Here is a 16,886-nt window from a genome sequence, read left to right as displayed (position 1 = left end):
CTCGCGCCATCAGAGATGTGTATAAGAGACAGCCCTCTCGACGAACGGTTCTCGCGTCGATCGCGACGACCGCGGCGGTCGCCACGGGTGGGTTCGAGTCCGACCCGAGCGGCGTGACCGCCCCATCGCTCGAGTCCGGCATCGTTCCCGCGGATCGGCACGACTGCAGCGATGTCGAGCGCCCCGAGCCCGACCGGACCGATAGTGCGGACACACTCGAGTCGCTGCCGTATCCAGCACCGCCGTCGAAGGCGAACGCCGGCGGGGACCGCAGTCCGGCAGCCGGCTCGCGATCGTCGGCGGTGTACGGTGTGAGCCGGTACGTCACCGAGTTCGAGCGGGCGTATCGACGGAACGCGTTTCTCGCCCGGTACGGGTCGCTGGCACGGACCGTCACGCTTCACCGGACGGCGTACCGGACAGCACCGATCGATCCGGCCGGAACCGGGGATGCCGTTTTGGTGGCGATTCGCTACAACCTGACGAAGGGGACGCGCCAGTCGTTCGCGGACCAACGCACCGAGTGGGATGTCCGCGTCGTGTACTATTTCGATGAACGCATCCTGCTCCGGGCGCGGTACAACGGCGTCGCCGAAGAGTTGTCGTTCGATCCCGACCCGCGGACTCACGGAACGCTCGTCGCCTGCGTCGACTGACCGCCCATCAAGTAGACTGCCGGTCGGGACGCGCTCGTGGAGTGGCTGCCCGTGTGGGATCACCGGCCGATCGGGGACATATGACGGGTTACACGGTACCGGGGACGATTGCCGCTATCACCGACGCGTCCGTGCTGGGAGCGATGCCGGCTGGCGCGTTGTGGCGTGCTGTCGTCGGTTTCCGTTCGGTACCGTCGACGGCGGGCGTCCGAGGGTGCAACACTTGCCGGTGAAAGCGATCCACGTCATGATTCGCCGAGTTACGCGGGTGTATAGTCGTGGGGTGGTATTACCCGCTAAACGATGGTCTGCCAAACGAACGCCCGTGCTGCGGGACGCGTCGGTACTTCTGTCGCCGGACGAACGACGAGGTGGTTCGCGTGAATACAGTCGAACAACACAAACAGGAGAAACACCCGCTGGATGTCGTCGACGATGTCTACGACTACGCCGACGCGGCACTCTCCTTCGAGGAGATCGAAGCGCGCGCCGGCGGCGGCGAGTGGGAGCGCCTGAAGTGGGCCGGCATGTACGCCCAGAAGCAGGAGGGCTACTTCATGATCCGGACCAAGGTTCCCGGCGGGAAGCTCACGCCGGAACAGGCCGAAGTCATCGGCGAGGTCACCGACGACCTCGCGGTCGCCCCCGAGGAGTACGGCGGCGAGGAACAGAACGACCTCTGGGGCGACGCCTACCTCGATATCACGACCCGACAGGACATCCAGAAACACTGGATTCGCGTCGAGGACGTGCCCGAGATGTGGGACCGGTACGACGAGGTCGGCCTGACGACGGTCCAGGGCTGCGGTGACTCCGCCCGGAACGTCCTCGGATGTCCCGCGGCCGGCCTCGACGATCACGAGTGTTTCAACGCCCAACCGGTTATCGAGGCCGTCTCGGACTTCTTCACCGAGAACCGCGAGTACGCCAACCTTCCCCGGAAGTTCAAGATCACGATCACCGGCTGCGCCCACGACTGTGCCCAGTCCCAGATCAACGACGTCGGGCTCGTTCCCGCGAAAAAGGAAATCGATGTCTCCGGCGAAGCCGGAGGCTCGTCGGACGAGTCCGACGGTGGCCAGCAGCTCTACGGCTTCCACGCCCGCGTCGGCGGCGGTCTCTCCGACGGCCCGCGGATGGGATCGGAACTCGATGTCTTCATCAAGCCCGAGGACGCCGTCGAGTTCTGCCGCGCCGTCGCCCAGACGTTCAAAGAACTCGGCGACCGCAACAACCGCGGCGTCTGTCGCATGCGGTATCTCGTCGAGCAGTTGGGGGCCGAGACGTTCGAGGAAGCCGTTCGTGACCGCTGTACGGTCGACCTGCCGACCGGCGGCCAGAACCTGACCGTCGGCTACCAGGGCGACCACGTCGGCGTCCACGAACAGAAACAGGACGGACTCAACTACGTCGGCTTCAACGTCATCGCCGGCCGCATGGGCGGCGACGAGTTCGCCGCAGCCGCCCGCGCCGCCGAGAAGTACGGCACCGAGGACGCCTCCGTTCGCCTCGCAACCGACCAGAACTTCCTCATCACCCACATCCCCGACGAGAACGTCGACGACCTGCTGGCGGAACCGTTCGCACAGGAGTACAGCCCCGATCCCGGGCCGTTCTCGCGGGGCGCGGTCGGCTGTACGGGTAACGAGTTCTGTAACTACGCCATCATCGAGACGAAAAAGCGGACCAAGCGCTGGGCTCGCGAACTCGACGACCGCATCGACGTGCCCGACGATATCGAGGCCATACGGATGCACATGTCCGGCTGTTCCGCGTCGTGTGCCCAGCCACAGATCGCCGACATCGGCTTCCGGGGCGAGACCGTCAAACTCGAGGACGAGGACGACATCGTCGAGGGAATGGACTTCGGCCTCGGCGGCTCGCTCGGTGCTGACAACGAGTTCCTCGACTGGGTCGAGAGCGCCGTCCCCGCCGACGCCGTGATCCCGGCCTTAGAGCAACTGTTCGAGGCCTACTCCGCCGACCGCGACGAGGGCGAGACGTTCTACGAGTGGTGTCGGGGCGTCGACAACGAGCAACTCCGGACGATCATGCAAGGGGCCGACGCGCCGGTCGCACGGGGTGTTGCCCATGGGGACTGAGGGCGAGGACGAACGTAGTGAGTCCTCGGATCGAGCGAGCGGCGAGGACGACCGCCGATTCCCCCACGTTCCGGCCTCGGACGACGATGGCGACGCTGTCGTCGTCCCCGACGCCGAGGGTAGCGCGTCCCGATCCCGGGCGAACACCGACCACGCTCGAGCGGGTGCCATCGCGACCGACGGCGGCGCGAACGCGGCGGGCGACAGTTGCTCGCCCGACACCTGCACCTGCGGCGAGAAGACCGCTGAACCGGCGGCCGAATCGACCGGCGATAAACGCGTCGCCACGGACGGAGCCGGCGCGGCCAACGTCGACGAGATGGGCGATCTCGGCGACCTCGAGTTCACCGAGCCCGCCGAGGACGTCAGCCAGGACGTCTACGACGACGCACCCGATACGCGCGTCGGGGTTCCCGAGGGCGTCGATCTGGAGACGCCGGAGTACGCGATCCGGTCGCGGATGAACGACATCGAAACGCCCGACGAGAAGACCTGGTTCATGGAACTGGACGAGGCGGTCATCGACGAGGGTCGCTGTATCCAGTGTGGGACCTGTGTCGCCGCCTGCCCGTCGGACTCGATCGGCATCGGCGACGACGGCCACCCGGAACTGGTCAAGATGTGTACGGGCTGTTCGCTGTGTTGGGACTTCTGCCCCCGCGGCGGCATGCGCTACGAGCGCCAGTGGAAGATCACCGGCGGCGAGGACAACGTCACGGGTGCCGGCGACCCGATCACGGAGTTCTCCGCGACGGTCGAGGACGACTGGACCGACGGAGCTCAGGACGGCGGCGTCGTCACCGGTGTCCTCGCGACGCTGCTCGAGGCGGGCGAGATCGACGGCGCGCTCGTCGCCACCGAGAGCGACGAGGAGGCCTGGAAGGCCGAGAGCTATCTCGCGACGACGACCGAGGAACTCATCGCGAACGCCGGCACCGTCTACAACCAGACGATGGCGCTTGGCAACCTCGACCTCGAGCGCTGGGAACACAAGCTCCCGGACAAGTCCTGGGACGACCTCAGCATCGCGATCGTCGGCACGCCCTGTGAGATCGAGGGTATCCGCGCCCTGCAGGACTTCGAGTGGGATTACCAGGCCCAAAACGAGGGCATCCGCGCGGTCGACTACACGATCGCGCTGATGTGTACGAAGAACTTCAACTACCACAGCCTCATGGGCGAGCAATTGGAGGCGCAACGCGGTATCTCGCCGTCGGAGATCGGCAAGATGGACGTCCTCGACGGCAAGATGATGGTCTACGACCACGACGGCGAGATGATCGTCGAGGAAGACATCGAGAACTTCCACGACGCCGCCCTCAAGGGCTGTGACGAGTGCGCCGACTTCACCGGCTTCTGTTCGGACATCACCGTCGGCTCCGTCGGCTCGAGCGACGACTACTCGAGCGTCATCATCCGCACCGAGCAGGGCATGAAGGCCTGGGAGCTGACCGAGCCGACCCTCGACTACCACGACTTAGAGGACAAATCCGCGGTCGGCAAACTCCAGGGCTGGGACAAGAAGAAGGCTTTCGAGAGCTTAGAACGGCCCTTCGATCCCGACGCGCCGCGGTTCATCGAGTACACGGACCACGCCGAGAATTACGGCACCGAGCTGAACCCCCACGACTACGGTCACTGAGCGGCTCGGACTCGAGTCCGAGTTCGGCCTCGTCAGTGATTTGCGGTCGGTCTACTGTTTCCTCGAGGGAAGTGCTGGGAGAGGACACGGTCACGCAGAGAATCCGGTGATCCGATTGCTCGGCCCAGATGCGGCCGTTCGCATTGGACTTCGTTTTGACGGCACAACTCCGATCGAAGTGCCTAGTTAGCTGAATTGTGGCGCTACTCCCCCGTCCTCAGCGAGCGTCATCAGAACGCAAAGCGTGCTGATTGGCAGTCCGGAATCACGGATTTCTGCCGACGTCCGAAGGCGCGAGCAGGGAGGGGTCGTTTTCGATGGACATCGTGTTCCGTATTGAACGCTCTCTTTACACATTCACTAAACCGCTTCTGCCTCGCATCCGTGGCAGTTGTGTCTGTCACGGGCGCTCGAGGCGATCATCGGTCGTTGTTTAAGTGCTTCTGGTCACAAGGTAGAGCTATGACGGGACGCTGTCCTCCTTGTATCTCCAAATCCGGCAGCGGCAGCGCTCGTTCTCGGTCGTCGTCGGCTACTGCTGCAAAGTCACCGGTACTGGAGCGCTGGCATCAGTTCGAGTGCCGCGACCGGTTCGAATCCCGGCACTGTAGTCGCTCGAGGGGTCCACGACGGCTCGCTCGAGCGTCTTCAGCGGACTTATTTCGATCCCATGGCAATGAGGACTGATGACAGCCGACGCTCGAATTCGAGCCGCGACTCCCGCGGATGCGGCCGCCGTTCGCGATATCTACGCTCCCTTCTGTGAATCGACGGCGGTTACTTTCGAGGAGACCGTCCCCACCGAGGCCGAGGTCGCCGACCGGATCGCGTCGACCCTCGAGCGCCATCCGTGGCTCGTCTGTGAGATCGACGGCGATGTCGTCGGGTACGCCTACGCGGGGCCGCTGCGCAAACGGCGCGCCTACGAGTGGGTCGTCGAGCTCTCGGTCTACGTCGCCGACCCGGCCCGCGGGTCCGGCGTCGGACGGGCGCTCTACGAGTCGCTGTTCGCCGTCCTCGAGCGACAGGGTATTCGTGACGCCTACGCCGTGACGACGGTCCCGAACCCCGAAACCGAACGGTTCCACGAGCGGCTGGGGTTCGAGCGCCTGGTCGACTTTCCGGCGATCGGCTACACGCAAGCCGAGTGGCAGGACGTGGCCTGGTGGCGGCGACCGCTCGCCGAGAAAACGGAGCCGCCCGAACGGCCGCGTCCGTTCCCGGCAGTTCGTGAGGACGACGACTGGGATACCCTCGTCCGAACGGGCGAGGACTCGCTCGAGTTGTCCTGACTCGAGCCGTCGGCCGATCAGCCCTCCAGTCGATCCGCCACCGCCGCGAGCCCCTCGGCGATCAGATCCGGTTCGTCGCCGAAGGGTTCCCAGGGGGTTCCCTTCCGGTCGAGCCAGACGCCCTGCATTCCCGCGTGGATCGCGCCCTGCACGTCGAACCACAGCGCCGAGACGTGGACGAGTTCGTCGAGCGGCGTCCCCGTCCGCCCGGCGGCGTGGCGGTAGAGTTCCACATCGGGTTTGAACGTCTCGAGTTCGTCCGCGCTGATGGTATCGACGAGGAGGTCGCCGATGCCGGCGTGGTCGACCATCGACTCGAGCATCTCGGGAGTGCCGTTCGAGAGGACGTACGTGTCGTAGCCGGCCTCGTGTAACCGCTCGACGCTCTCCCGGACGTCGTCGAAGACCTCGAGTTCGTGATAGACCTCGAGGATGTCCTCGCGCTCGTCGGCGGGGAGGTCGATCCCGTGAGCCGCGAGGGCGGCGGCGAGCGCGTCGCGGTTGATCTCGTAGAACGTCTCGTAGGACTCGAGGTGGTTCGCGACGAGCGTGTACTGCATCGACCGCTCGCGCCAGGTCCGGGAGACGGGGTCCGGGTCCCTGATATCGGCGTGGTCCGCCAGTGCGGCTACGGTCGCATCGACGTCGACGAGCGTGCTGTAGGAGTCGAACGTGACTGTCGTGGCACGGTCGGGATCGAACGCCATACCTTCGTTATCGCCCGGCGGACCAAGAATCTCGGCCGTTGCGTTCACTACCGAGGCGGTGAGACGATCCGCTGACGCTCCGTCGATCGAAGCCGCTTAGTGCGACTACCGATTGGTATCATCCGTGAATCCCTCGAACTGGCGGACGTACCTCGTCACGCAGGCGTCGCTGTCCGGCGATCGGTCGACGCCCGACATCGTCCGCGCGGCCATCGACGGCGGCGTCGACGCCGTGCAACTGCGCGAGAAGGGAACGAGTGCACGATCGCGGTACGAGACCGGGCTCGAGGTACGCGAGGTGACGGCCGCAGCCGATGTCGATCTGATCGTCAACGACCGCGTCGACATCGCGCGGGCGATCGATGCCGATGGCGTCCACGTCGGGCAGTCGGACCTGTCGGTCGCGGTCGCCCGCGACCTGCTCGGCACGGATGCGATCGTCGGCTGCTCGACGTCGACGGTCGCCGAGGCTCGGGAAGCGGCCGCCGCGGGGGCGGACTATCTCGGCGTCGGCGCGGTCTACGGCACTTCGTCGAAGGACGTCGATGCGGACACGGACGGGATCGGCCCGCAACGGATCGCCGACATCGCCGACGCGGTCTCGGTTCCCGTCGTCGGTATCGGCGGCATCACGCCTGCCAACGCGGCTCCGGTCGTCGAGGCGGGGGCAACCGGTGTGGCGGTGATCAGTGCGATTACGGCAGCCCCGGACCCGCAGGCGGCGACCGAGACGCTCGCCGCCACCGTCGAAACGCCGAAGGAAGTCGGCCACGGAGGACACAGCAAATGAACGGTACCGACATTGCCGCCGACGACCTCGCGGATTCGATTCGGGCGGTTCGAGAGACGGAGCCGCTCGTCCAGCACCTGACGAACACGGTGACGATCAACGACGTGGCGAACCTGACCCTTCACTGGGGCGGGCTGCCGGTGATGGCCGACTCCTTCGGTGATGCCGGCGAGATGGCCGCGGCCGCGCGTGCGGTCGTGCTCAACATCGGCCAGGTACCCGATGGCCGCGTCGAGGCCATGCACGAGGCCGGTCGGACGGCCAACGAACGCGGAATTCCGGTCGTCCTCGATCCCGTCGGCGTGGGTTCGACGCCCTCGCGCGACGCGGTCGCCGAGAGCCTCCTCTCGGAGGTCGAGTTCGCCGCGATCAAGGGCAACTACGGCGAGATCAGTGCCCTCGCCGGTGTCGAGGCCGACGTGAAAGGCGTCGAATCCATCGGCGACTACGCGGAGATCGAGGAGACGGCCCGCTCCGTCGCCGAGTCGACCGGCGCGACCGTCGTCGCCTCGGGCGTCGCGGATGTCGTTGCCGACGCCGACGGCGCGGTTCGGCTCACTGCCGGCCACGAGATGCTCGGCGAGGTCGTCGGCACGGGCTGCATGCTCGCCGCGACCATCGGAACCTTCGCCGGCGCGCTCGAGGACCCCCGTGAGGCCGCCGTTCACGGCACGCTCGCGTTCGGAATCGCGGGCGAGCGCGCGGCCGAGATGGAGCATTCGGGACCGGGGAGCTACCAGACGGCCTTCCGCGACGCCGTCTACGGTCTCACCGGCGATGTCGTCGCCGACCTCGCCATCGGGGACCGAATCGAACGGCTCCGCTAACGCCGCGGCCCCGGCCACTTGTTAGCCGGACGGTACGTCCAGCGATCCGGAACGTACTGTCACCGTTTTAGTACCCACCGGGAGAAACGTCGGCTATGGCTCGCACCGAACTCGAGAGCGCGGCCGAGTCGATCGAAGCGGCGGCGACGGCCGCATCCGACGACGAGACACGAGAACGGCTTCGGAACCAGGCGGCCAAGTTCGAGGACTACGCTACGGCCGAGCACGGTCCCGATCACGGCCAACTCGCGCGCCACGAGCATATCCTGAAGGATATCGCGGGCGACGAGGGCGGCGATGTCGCGGACGACATCGACGACGCGCTCGAGGCGATTACCGAGTTCCGATCGACGCTCGAGGGCGTCTGAGACCGCTGAGACGGTCGCTTTTTGTCGCGTCATGGCTGCCGCGGAGCGCAGCCATCCGTCTCGCCCGCTCGACCCGGAGACCCCGCCGGCACACGAACCGCGACCGGGAACCGGTCGCGTCCGTGCCCTCGGACGGCCGCTGGTCGTCCCTAACAGACCGGCTTCGGATTCGCGCCCATCCCCTCGAGCGTCTCGACGTACTCGTCGTAGGCGGTCTGGATCGAGCCCGTGGCGGCTTCCTCGGCGCGGTCCCAGTCCGCGTCGCTCTCACAGACCGTCTCGAGGAGGGCCGTCGCGCGCTCGAGTTGGTCGTCCAGGTCCTCGCCGAAGCCGCGGAACAGGCTCGCCGTCTGGGGGTCGGCGTCGCCGACGAAGTAGCCGACCACCTGGTCCTTCGAGCGCTGGCTTGCGAGGATGCGACCGACGAGTGCGCCGGCGCGGGAGACGGTGTCCGTCTGGTCGCGCAGGTACTCGTGGAGCGCGGGCACGTCGCCGGGCTCGTAGCCGTCGTCCGCGAGTTCGCCGTCGACGGTCTCGTAGTGGTCCTGTTCCTCCGCGGCCGTCGTTTCGAAGGCCGCGCGTGCGTCGTCGTCCGTCTCGTCGTCGGCCCACTCGCGGAACGTCTGCCAGGCGGCGTACTCGGCGTCGGCGGTGGCTTCAAGGACCGGCTCCGTCTCGATCTCGCCGCCGGTGTCGGCGTACAGCGACTTCGAGGAGCCGAGTCGCGAGAGTGCGGTCTGGTTGTCTTCGCTGACGGTGTCGACGAACGCGTCCGGATCGGTCATAGGGAGCCTTCGAGCGGACTCGAGTTATGCTTATCGTGACGGCGCTCGCTGGGGACGCTCCCTGGACTCGCTGTGTCGGTCGATATGCACCAGTTACCGTTCGACCGTCCACCGCCAACAGCAGCATAACAATTACCCTACTCGAACTGTCCTCGAGCGGAATGAAACGACGAGCGTATCTGGTAACGGCCGCTGCAGCGACGCTCGGTGGCTGTTCTGCCCTGAGCGATTCGGATTCCGCCGACGAGTCGAACGAAACAGACGGCGACGACTCCGAGGACTCGTCCGACACGATCGACGAGAACCCTGGGTCGTTCGACCAGTTCGACGATCTCTCGATGTGGGAAGTGATGGACGGGGCGCTGGAACTGGACACGCAGCGAGCGTACGCCGGCGACCAGTCCGGACGCATGACGGCCGACCGGTCCCAGCAGCGAGTAATGATCAAACGCCGATTCGACTCGCCGCGGGACCTCTCGACGGAGTTTCCCGCGCTGGCCTTTGCCACCGAGGACGACATCGATCCGGTCGTCCAACTCAGCGACACCGACGGGAACCGGTTGCTCCTCCAGTGTGACCTCAAGCCCGGACTCCCCCTCGCCCACCACGACCTCGCGGTGACGGACACCCACGGCGAGCCGGACCTGAGTTCGATCAAACACGTCAAGATCTCCGCCTGGGCGGGCGAGGACCGATCGGTGACGATGTGGGTGGACGACCTCCACTTCGTCTCCCGCCCGGAGACCGGCAAAGTCCTCCTCCAGTTCGAGGGCGACGAGTCCGTCTATACGCGGGCGCGACCCGCGCTCTCGGACCACGACTTCCCCGCGACGGCGTTCGTCCCCACCGACTACGTCGGCGGCAGCGGCTATCTCAGCCACAGTCATCTCGAGACCCTCCAACGCGAGGGCTGGACGATCGGCAGTCAGGGGACGACCGCTGCCGACCTCTCCGAGGCGACCGAGTCGGCCCAGCGCGACCAGATTCAGGGGGCCATCGAGTGGCTCGAGGACAACGGGTTCGACGATGGCGCGAAGTACTTCTCGTACCCGCTCAACCGCTACGACGACACGGCGATGAACGTCGTCGAAGCGAACCACGACATCGGGTTTGTCGGCGGCTACGCCGGTCACGGCAACCTGTCGAACCCCGCGCTCGCCCCTCGAACCGTCGGTCCCACCGCCGACGAGGCGCGCCGACTCCTCGACTGGACGGCCCACTTCCGGACGATCACGACGCTTACCTACCCCGACCTCTCCGGCGGGTCGCGGGAGGCGTTCGAGGAGACGGTCTCGTATCTCGCCGACCTCGAGTCCGCCGGCGAGATCGAGGTCGTCGGCCCGGACGACATCGCCTCGAACCACATCCACGAGGCGTAGCCAGCCGGACGAGCGATCCCTCTCGAGGTCGGTCCGCCGGATGGTCGGAGCCGATAGTCCGGGACCGACAGCGCTCGTCGGCCCGGTGACCCGCTCGGAAGAATCGATCTCGCTTGGAGACGGTGCGGCGTTCGGTCAGGGGAGAACGCGACTCCCTCCAGCGACTACGCTTGCTCGCGGATCACGCCGGTCTCCGCTGGCGTATTCGACCGCCTTCGCGCTGCTCGAATTTTCGCTTTAGTCGTCTGCTTTGCCCGTCTCGACCGGCGCACCGACGAGGTTGCCCCACTCGGTCCAGGAGCCGTCGTAGTTGACGGTGTCCTCGTAACCGAGCAGTTCGTGGAGCGCGAACCATGCGACCGAGGAGCGCTCGCCGATGCGGCAGTAGGCGACGGTCGTTTCGTCGCCGGTGATACCCTCCTCGGCGTAGAGTTCCTCGAGTTCCGCGCGGTCCTTGAACGTGCCGTCGTCGTTGGTCACGGCCGCCCAGGAGATGTTCTTCGCGCCGGGGATGTGGCCGCCACGCTGGGCGGTCTCTTGCAGGCCGGAGGGCGCGAGGATCTCGCCGGAGAACTCCTCGGGCGAGCGCACGTCGACCAGCGGGACGCCGCGGTCGATCGCGTTCTCGACGTCCTCTCGGTAGGCGCGGATGCTCTCGCGTGGACCGGCGGCATCGTACTCGGTCGCCGAGAAGTCGGGCACCTCGTCCGTGGTCGGATACTCGTTCTCGAGCCAGTATTCGCGGCCACCGTCGAGCAGATAGACCTCGTCGTGACCGTAGTACGTGAACTGCCAGTAGGTGTAGGCGGCGAACCAGTTGGAGTTGTCACCGTAGAGGACGACCGTATCGTCCTCGCTGATGCCGTGGCTCCCGAGGAGGTCCTCGAAGTCCGCTTTCTCGAGGATGTCGCGCTGGGTCTGGTCCTGCAGTTGGGTTTCCCAGTTGAACCCGATCGCGCCGGGCGCGTGTTCGTCCTCGTAGGCTTCCGTGTCGACGTCGACCTCGACCAGTCGGTGGTCGGAATTGTCGTCCTGGAAGTCGTCGAGTCGGTCAGCGACCCAGTCGGCCGTGACGAGTACGTCGTTGGCGTAGTCGGTTGCCATACCCGTCCCTACAATGGCATCACACAAATGAACTTCTTAACCGGATAAATCGGACACCGATCGACCCTTCCGGAAAGAATTGCCGACTCGTTCGGAGCCGATCGTAATAGCCGTCCGTACAGCGACTGTATTCGACGGGTTCGCGACGAATCGGCGATCCGTCGAACGAGACGGGGCGGGACCCCCACTAAGAACAAGCAAGCATTGCCACCGTCCCGGTAGCCGCGAATCGGGCCGAAACCGGTGCGTACTCGAGTCTCCGGTCCGAACGGCGGGGTAATGGACGACTCCGTCGTCGTTTCCCCCGACTGGCTCGCATCGCGTCTGGACGATCCCGCCGTGCGCATCGTCGACGTTAGGGACGCCTGGGAGTTCGACGGGATCGGGCACCTCCCCGGTGCGGTGAACGTCCCGTTCGACAGCTACCGCGACGAGAGCGATGTCGACCGCGGGACTCTGCCGGGTGCCGAAGCCTTCGCCGACCTGCTCGGCAACGCGGGTCTCAGCCCCGAGGACACGATCGTCGCCTACGACGACACCCACGGCGTCTTCGCCGCCCGGTTCGTGCTCACCGCGCTCGAGTACGGCCACGAGGACGTACGCCTGCTCGACGGGGACTACAGCGCCTGGAACCGGGAGTACGAAACCACGTCCGAGACGGCCGCATTCGAGCCGACCGACTACGATCCCGATCCGCTCGCGCCCGACGACAGTCCGCTGGTCGGCTACGACGCCGTCGTCGACGCCCTCGAGCGCGACGCCGCCGTCGTCGACACGCGCGAACTCGAGGAGTTCGAGGAGGCGCGTTTGCCGGGTGCCGTGCGGTTCGACTGGCGAGAGGTCGTCGACGACGAGACGCGGCGGCTGAAACCCGAGGCCGACCTCGAGGCCCTGCTGGCCGCTCACGGCATCACGCCGGACCGCGAGATCGTCCTCTACTGCAACACCGCGCGGCGGATCAGCCACACCTACGTCGTGCTCACGGCGTTGGGGTACGAGGACGTCCGCTTCTACGAGGGCAGTCTCACGGAGTGGCTCGCCAACGACGGCGAGGTCGAAACGGGGCCGGTTGCGGCGTCCGAAGGCGAGTAGCCGACGGACAGTACACCAATGCATCCCCGAACCGAGTGTCCGGTTCGGACGGAAGCGCGTCTAGAGCCAGTCGTCGCCGGGATCGTCCGACGTGGCTTCCCTGTAGGTCTCGACCGCCTCCGCGAGGTTCTCGAGGGCTTCCGCCGGCGTCCGTCCCTGACTCGAGACGCCGGTTGCCTCGTCGTCGGCGATGTGGAGGTCGTGGTCGTTGACTCGCATGGTCACGTCCGCGTCCTCGAGCCCCTCGTACTCCGAAGGGTCGACGTCTGCGTCGGAACTCATAGGCGAGGATTGGCGCGCTCGAGTCAAATACGCATCGACGCCGCCCGCCTCGCTCACAGCTCGGAGCGGTTGACCAGCGCGTAGACGAGCAAGGCGGCGAGGATCGTACTGAGATACGCCTCGGAGCCGGCGAGAAACCGGACGAGCGGTCCCATGGGACCGATGTTGCCGTAGCCGATCGTCGTGTAACTGCTGTAGCTGAAGTAGAGGTTTTCGTAGAAGCCCGACGCCTGCGTTTCGAACAGCGGGCCGCCGCCGGTGGGGTTCCGTACGAGGCGTGGACAGTAGAAAAAGCCTTTAACGCCATCGCCCCGTAGAGTGGGCAAATGGTACTCGACGATCTCGGGAGTTCTCTGCGGGGCACCTTGGACAAGCTCCGCGGGAAGTCGCGACTCAGCGAGGAAGACATCGAGGAGATCGTCAAGGAGATCCAGCGATCGCTGCTCTCCGCCGACGTCGACGTCTCGCTCGTGATGGAACTGTCGGACAACATCAAAGAGCGGGCCTTGGAGGAGGAACCCCCTGCCGGCACGCCGGCACGGGACTTCGTCCTCCGGATCGTCTACGAGGAGTTAGTCGATCTCATCGGCGACTCGACCGAACTGCCGCTCGAGGAACAGACGATCCTGCTGGCGGGTCTGCAGGGGTCGGGGAAGACGACATCCGCCGCGAAGATGGCCTGGTGGTTCTCGACGAAGGGGTTGCGTCCGGCGGTCATCCAGACCGACACCTTCCGGCCCGGTGCCTACCAGCAGGCCGAGGAGATGGCCGGCCGCGCCGAGGTCGACTTCTACGGGAATCCGGACAACGACGATCCGGTCGAGATCGCCCGGACGGGGCTCGAAGAGACCAGCGACGCCGACGTTCACATCGTGGACACGGCGGGTCGCCACGCGTTGGAGGAGGACCTGATCGACGAGATCGAGCAGATCGAGGGCGTCGTCGAGCCCGACACGTCCCTGCTCGTCTTGGACGCCGCGATCGGGCAGGGAGCGAAAGACCAGGCCCAGCAGTTCGACGAGTCGATCGGGATCGACGGCGTCGTCATCACGAAGCTCGACGGGACGGCGAAAGGTGGCGGTGCGCTGACCGCCGTCGACCAGACTGACTCCTCGATCGCCTTCCTCGGGACCGGCGAGGAAGTCCAGGACATCGAGCGCTTCGAACCCGACGGCTTCATCTCGCGGTTGCTCGGCATGGGCGATCTCAGTCAGCTCGCCGAGCGCGTCGAGCGGGCGATGGAGGAGACCGATATCGAGGAGGACGACTGGGACCCCGAGGACATGTTGCAGGGACAGTTCACCCTGAACGACATGCAAAAGCAGATGGAGGCGATGAACAACATGGGGCCGCTCGATCAGGTGATGGACATGATCCCCGGGCTCGGCGGCGGGATCAAAGACCAGCTCCCCGACGACGCGATGGACGTCACTCAGGAGCGAATGCGGACCTTTACCGTCATTATGGACTCGATGACGGAGACGGAAAAGGAGTACCCCAAGGCGATCGGCGCGAGCCAGATCGAACGCATCGCCCGCGGTTCGGGGACCGACGAGGAACAGGTCCGGGAACTGCTCCAGCAGTACAAGATGATGGAGCGCACGATGAAGCAGTTCCAGGGCATGGGCTCCGAACAGGAGATGCAGCGCATGATGAAACAGATGCAACAGGGCGGCGGTGGCGGTGGCGGCATGGGCGGCATGGGTCCGTTCGGATAACTGCGGCCCGCCGTCGCCACTCGTCCCACGACCCACTCTCCGGCGGCCGCCACACCCGATCTCGTCGCTCGTTTGCCATCGGACCTGTCAGTTCTGTTTTCGTTCTCCCCGCCAGTACGTTCATACACCTCTAGACCCATCCTCGAGTAGGATGAACCGCCGACAGTATCTCGTACGAACCGGTGCATCCGGCGCTAGTGTCGGATTTCTCACCGGATTTGCGGGTTGTCTCGACGACCTGACTGGGTCCGGCGACGCGACCGACGACACGGCCGACGCCGATGACGGCGATACCGGCAGCCGCGCCGGCGTTCGGGCGCTCGATCGCGCCGCCGGCGATCTGAACACCGCCGCGCTGGCGCTGGACGAACTCGACGATCTCGAGGACCCCAGCGCGGTCGAGTTCGAGCCCGCGGAACCGCGTGCTCGGCTCGCCGACGGTCGGGACCACCTCGAGACGGCCGCGGCCGAACTGGGGGACGACCGTGCGGCCGACATCGACACGCTGCGGTCGTACGCCGACGCTCTCGAGGGGCTGATCGCGGTTACTGTGACCGTCACCGACGAGGGGCTTTCCAAGGACGTCGATACCGTCACCACGGCGCTCGAAACGGAGCGCGGGATCGAGGAAGCGAGCACGACGGTCGGCGATCGGCACGCCGACATCGTCGCCGCCACCGAGCGGTTGGCCGCGGCGGACGCGACGATTCAGGGGATCGACGCCGACAGGCTGGACGACCTGGCCGACGTACCGCGGGCCGATCTCGAGGAGGGAGCGACCGCCCTCAACGAGGTCGTGACACCACTCGAGACGCTGGCCGCGGCGTACGACGCGACGCTGGGCGACGCGGGATACGGTGCGCTCGACCGCGGCCGGGACCACCTGGACGAGGCGGCGTACGAGGCCGCTCGGGACGAATTCGAGACCGCCGAATCGACGGTTTCGGACGCGCACCAACGCCTCGAGAACGGAACGGCGGACGCGCCCGACGGACTCGTCGGCTACTTCGAGACGGCCACGTGTCAGACGGGCCATTTGGCGGACGCGGCGGCGGCGTTCGCCGATGCGGCGACCGCTGCGGCGGAGCGGGACCCGGCGGCGAGCGACCACCGGACCGAGGCCGAAGCCGCCCTCGACCGGGTCGGGGACTGCTCGGACTGACCCCTTACTGGGCCGGCGTCGCGTCGTCTTCGCGGGCCGCAATCGGGGGGAGGTCGTCAACGAGAACCACCGCATCACCCTCGAGAACGACGGTGCCGTCGCCGTCGGTGACGGTCGTCTCGATCCGGTACTTCGAGCGGCCGAGGGCCTCGACGATCTCGCACACGGCGGTCGCATCCGTCCCGATCGAGAGCGGGGCGCGGAAGCTACTCTCCTGTGAGAGATAGATCGTCAGTCCCGGGAGCCGGGCGAGGGCCGCGCTGATCAGCCCGATTGCGAGGACGCCGTGGACGATACGCTCCCCGAAGCGGGTCTCGGCCGCGTAGGCCGCGTCGAGGTGTACCCGGTTGGTGTCGCCCGTCACTTCCGCGAAGGCCTCGACCTCGGCTTCGGAGATCGTCTTCGAGAACCGGGCGACATCGCCCACCGAGACGGTCGTCTCGTCCGCACCGCGGTACTCGAACGTCCAGTCGTCTCGCTCGTAGAGGGTGTCGGTTCGCACTCGCCGTCGAGGCGGCTGCTCGTGCGTGTCCGTGGCGCGGCGGACGAGCTGGGGCACGTAGTAGGAGAGTTCGATCGTCGTGACGATCCCCACCAGCTCGGTCGCGTCTTCGTCGCTCGAGACGACGGGCAGGTGTTCGACGTCCGTGGTGCGACACAGCTCGACGGCGTCGACGATCGAAGCGGCCGCCTCGATCGTCGTCAGCGGCGTCGACATGAACTCGCGTACCTCGAGCTGGCCGAGGTCCGTCCGATCACAGAGGTGCGCGACGAAATCGCCTTCGGTGACGATGCCGATCGGTTCGCCGTCCCGGACGACGACCACCGAACTGACGCCCTCGTCGCACAACAGCGTCGCCGCCTCGGTCGCCATCGCGTCGGGCGAAGCAGTGACGACATCCTCGAGCATGACCTCCGCGACGGGTATCGTGTCGTGCATTTGATGGTCCTACGTGCGCGAGGCATATCGTTCCTCGCCC

17 protein-coding genes are annotated in these 16,886 nt (G+C 66.3%); 11 read left to right on the top strand and 6 right to left on the bottom strand.

The features are described from left to right. Nucleotides 1-8 precede the first annotated feature (8 nt). From C487_RS06305 to C487_RS06290, 4 genes are all read left to right on the top strand, one after another. Complete coding sequence (locus tag C487_RS06305) at nt 9-656, top strand: hypothetical protein (RefSeq protein ID WP_241431070.1); 648 nt, start codon at nt 9-11, stop codon at nt 654-656. A gap of 380 nt (nt 657-1,036) precedes the next feature. Further along, nucleotides 1,037-2,758 (top strand): nitrite/sulfite reductase, encoded by a 1,722-nt coding sequence (locus C487_RS06300; RefSeq protein WP_049907982.1) that lies wholly within the window; start codon nt 1,037-1,039, stop codon nt 2,756-2,758. Next, entirely contained in the window at nt 2,748-4,400 is a 1,653-nt protein-coding gene (locus tag C487_RS06295) for a Coenzyme F420 hydrogenase/dehydrogenase, beta subunit C-terminal domain (RefSeq protein WP_006184864.1), read from the top strand. Before C487_RS06300 ends, C487_RS06295 begins: the two co-directional genes overlap by 11 nt. A gap of 686 nt (nt 4,401-5,086) precedes the next feature. After that, nucleotides 5,087-5,692 carry a GNAT family N-acetyltransferase gene (locus C487_RS06290; RefSeq protein ID WP_006184863.1) on the top strand — a complete coding sequence of 202 codons (606 nt, stop codon included), beginning with the start codon at nt 5,087-5,089 and terminating at the stop codon, nt 5,690-5,692. Nucleotides 5,693-5,709: 17 nt separating this feature from the next. On the opposite strand, the gene C487_RS06285 is transcribed toward C487_RS06290, so the two are convergent. Further along, nucleotides 5,710-6,399, bottom strand: coding sequence for a haloacid dehalogenase type II (locus tag C487_RS06285; protein WP_006184862.1), 690 nt, complete (start codon nt 6,397-6,399; stop codon nt 5,710-5,712). A 124-nt stretch (nt 6,400-6,523) separates the two neighbouring features. Here C487_RS06285 and thiE point away from each other — a divergent pair, with 124 nt between their 5' ends. The 3 genes from thiE to C487_RS06270 all read left to right on the top strand — a co-directional run bounded on the left by thiE (nt 6,524) and on the right by C487_RS06270 (nt 8,384). After that, the gene (gene thiE, locus C487_RS06280) at nt 6,524-7,189 is read left to right on the top strand and encodes a thiamine phosphate synthase (protein ID WP_006184861.1); all 666 of its coding nucleotides are present in this window, start codon (nt 6,524-6,526) and stop codon (nt 7,187-7,189) included. After that, nucleotides 7,186-8,016 (top strand): hydroxyethylthiazole kinase, encoded by an 831-nt coding sequence (gene thiM / locus C487_RS06275; RefSeq protein WP_006184860.1) that lies wholly within the window; start codon nt 7,186-7,188, stop codon nt 8,014-8,016. Before thiE ends, thiM begins: the two co-directional genes overlap by 4 nt. A 95-nt stretch (nt 8,017-8,111) precedes the next feature. Beyond that, entirely contained in the window at nt 8,112-8,384 is a 273-nt protein-coding gene (locus C487_RS06270; RefSeq protein ID WP_006184859.1) for a DUF7553 family protein, read from the top strand. 149 nt (nt 8,385-8,533) lie between these two features. On the opposite strand, the gene C487_RS06265 is transcribed toward C487_RS06270, so the two are convergent. Then, on the bottom strand, nt 8,534-9,169 hold the full coding sequence (locus C487_RS06265; protein WP_006184858.1) for a ferritin family protein: 636 nt from the start codon (nt 9,167-9,169) through the stop codon (nt 8,534-8,536). Nucleotides 9,170-9,330: 161 nt separating this feature from the next. Here C487_RS06265 and C487_RS06260 point away from each other — a divergent pair, with 161 nt between their 5' ends. Continuing rightward, nucleotides 9,331-10,548, top strand: coding sequence for a polysaccharide deacetylase family protein (locus C487_RS06260; RefSeq protein ID WP_006184857.1), 1,218 nt, complete (start codon nt 9,331-9,333; stop codon nt 10,546-10,548). A gap of 237 nt (nt 10,549-10,785) precedes the next feature. Here the strand turns inward: C487_RS06260 and C487_RS06255 are convergent, their stop codons facing one another. Next, nucleotides 10,786-11,652 carry a sulfurtransferase gene (locus C487_RS06255; RefSeq protein WP_006184856.1) on the bottom strand — a complete coding sequence of 289 codons (867 nt, stop codon included), beginning with the start codon at nt 11,650-11,652 and terminating at the stop codon, nt 10,786-10,788. A 279-nt stretch (nt 11,653-11,931) separates the two neighbouring features. Here C487_RS06255 and C487_RS06250 point away from each other — a divergent pair, with 279 nt between their 5' ends. Further along, nucleotides 11,932-12,744 (top strand): sulfurtransferase, encoded by an 813-nt coding sequence (locus C487_RS06250; RefSeq protein ID WP_006184855.1) that lies wholly within the window; start codon nt 11,932-11,934, stop codon nt 12,742-12,744. A 60-nt stretch (nt 12,745-12,804) separates the two neighbouring features. Here C487_RS06250 and C487_RS06245 read toward each other — a convergent pair whose 3' ends face one another. Next, on the bottom strand, nt 12,805-13,026 hold the full coding sequence (locus C487_RS06245) for a type II toxin-antitoxin system HicB family antitoxin (RefSeq protein WP_006184854.1): 222 nt from the start codon (nt 13,024-13,026) through the stop codon (nt 12,805-12,807). 53 nt (nt 13,027-13,079) lie between these two features. Continuing rightward, a complete protein-coding gene (locus C487_RS06240) occupies nt 13,080-13,352 on the bottom strand; it encodes an ion channel (RefSeq protein ID WP_006184853.1) in 273 nt (90 codons plus the stop codon). Here C487_RS06240 and C487_RS06235 point away from each other — a divergent pair, their 5' ends adjacent. Further along, on the top strand, nt 13,353-14,744 hold the full coding sequence (locus C487_RS06235; protein WP_006184852.1) for a signal recognition particle protein Srp54: 1,392 nt from the start codon (nt 13,353-13,355) through the stop codon (nt 14,742-14,744). It abuts the gene before it with no gap. 151 nt (nt 14,745-14,895) lie between these two features. Beyond that, nucleotides 14,896-15,906 carry a hypothetical protein gene (locus C487_RS06230; protein WP_006184851.1) on the top strand — a complete coding sequence of 337 codons (1,011 nt, stop codon included), beginning with the start codon at nt 14,896-14,898 and terminating at the stop codon, nt 15,904-15,906. 4 nt (nt 15,907-15,910) lie between these two features. Here the strand turns inward: C487_RS06230 and C487_RS06225 are convergent, their stop codons facing one another. Further along, nucleotides 15,911-16,846 carry a CBS domain-containing protein gene (locus C487_RS06225; RefSeq protein WP_006184850.1) on the bottom strand — a complete coding sequence of 312 codons (936 nt, stop codon included), beginning with the start codon at nt 16,844-16,846 and terminating at the stop codon, nt 15,911-15,913. Between the last annotated feature and the right edge of the window lie 40 nt (nt 16,847-16,886).

Source organism: Natrinema pallidum DSM 3751, assembly GCF_000337615.1.
Classification (GTDB): domain Archaea; phylum Halobacteriota; class Halobacteria; order Halobacteriales; family Natrialbaceae; genus Natrinema; species Natrinema pallidum.
The sequence above is the reverse complement of the archived record's forward strand: the minus strand, read 5'-3'. Positions and strand labels throughout refer to the sequence as shown.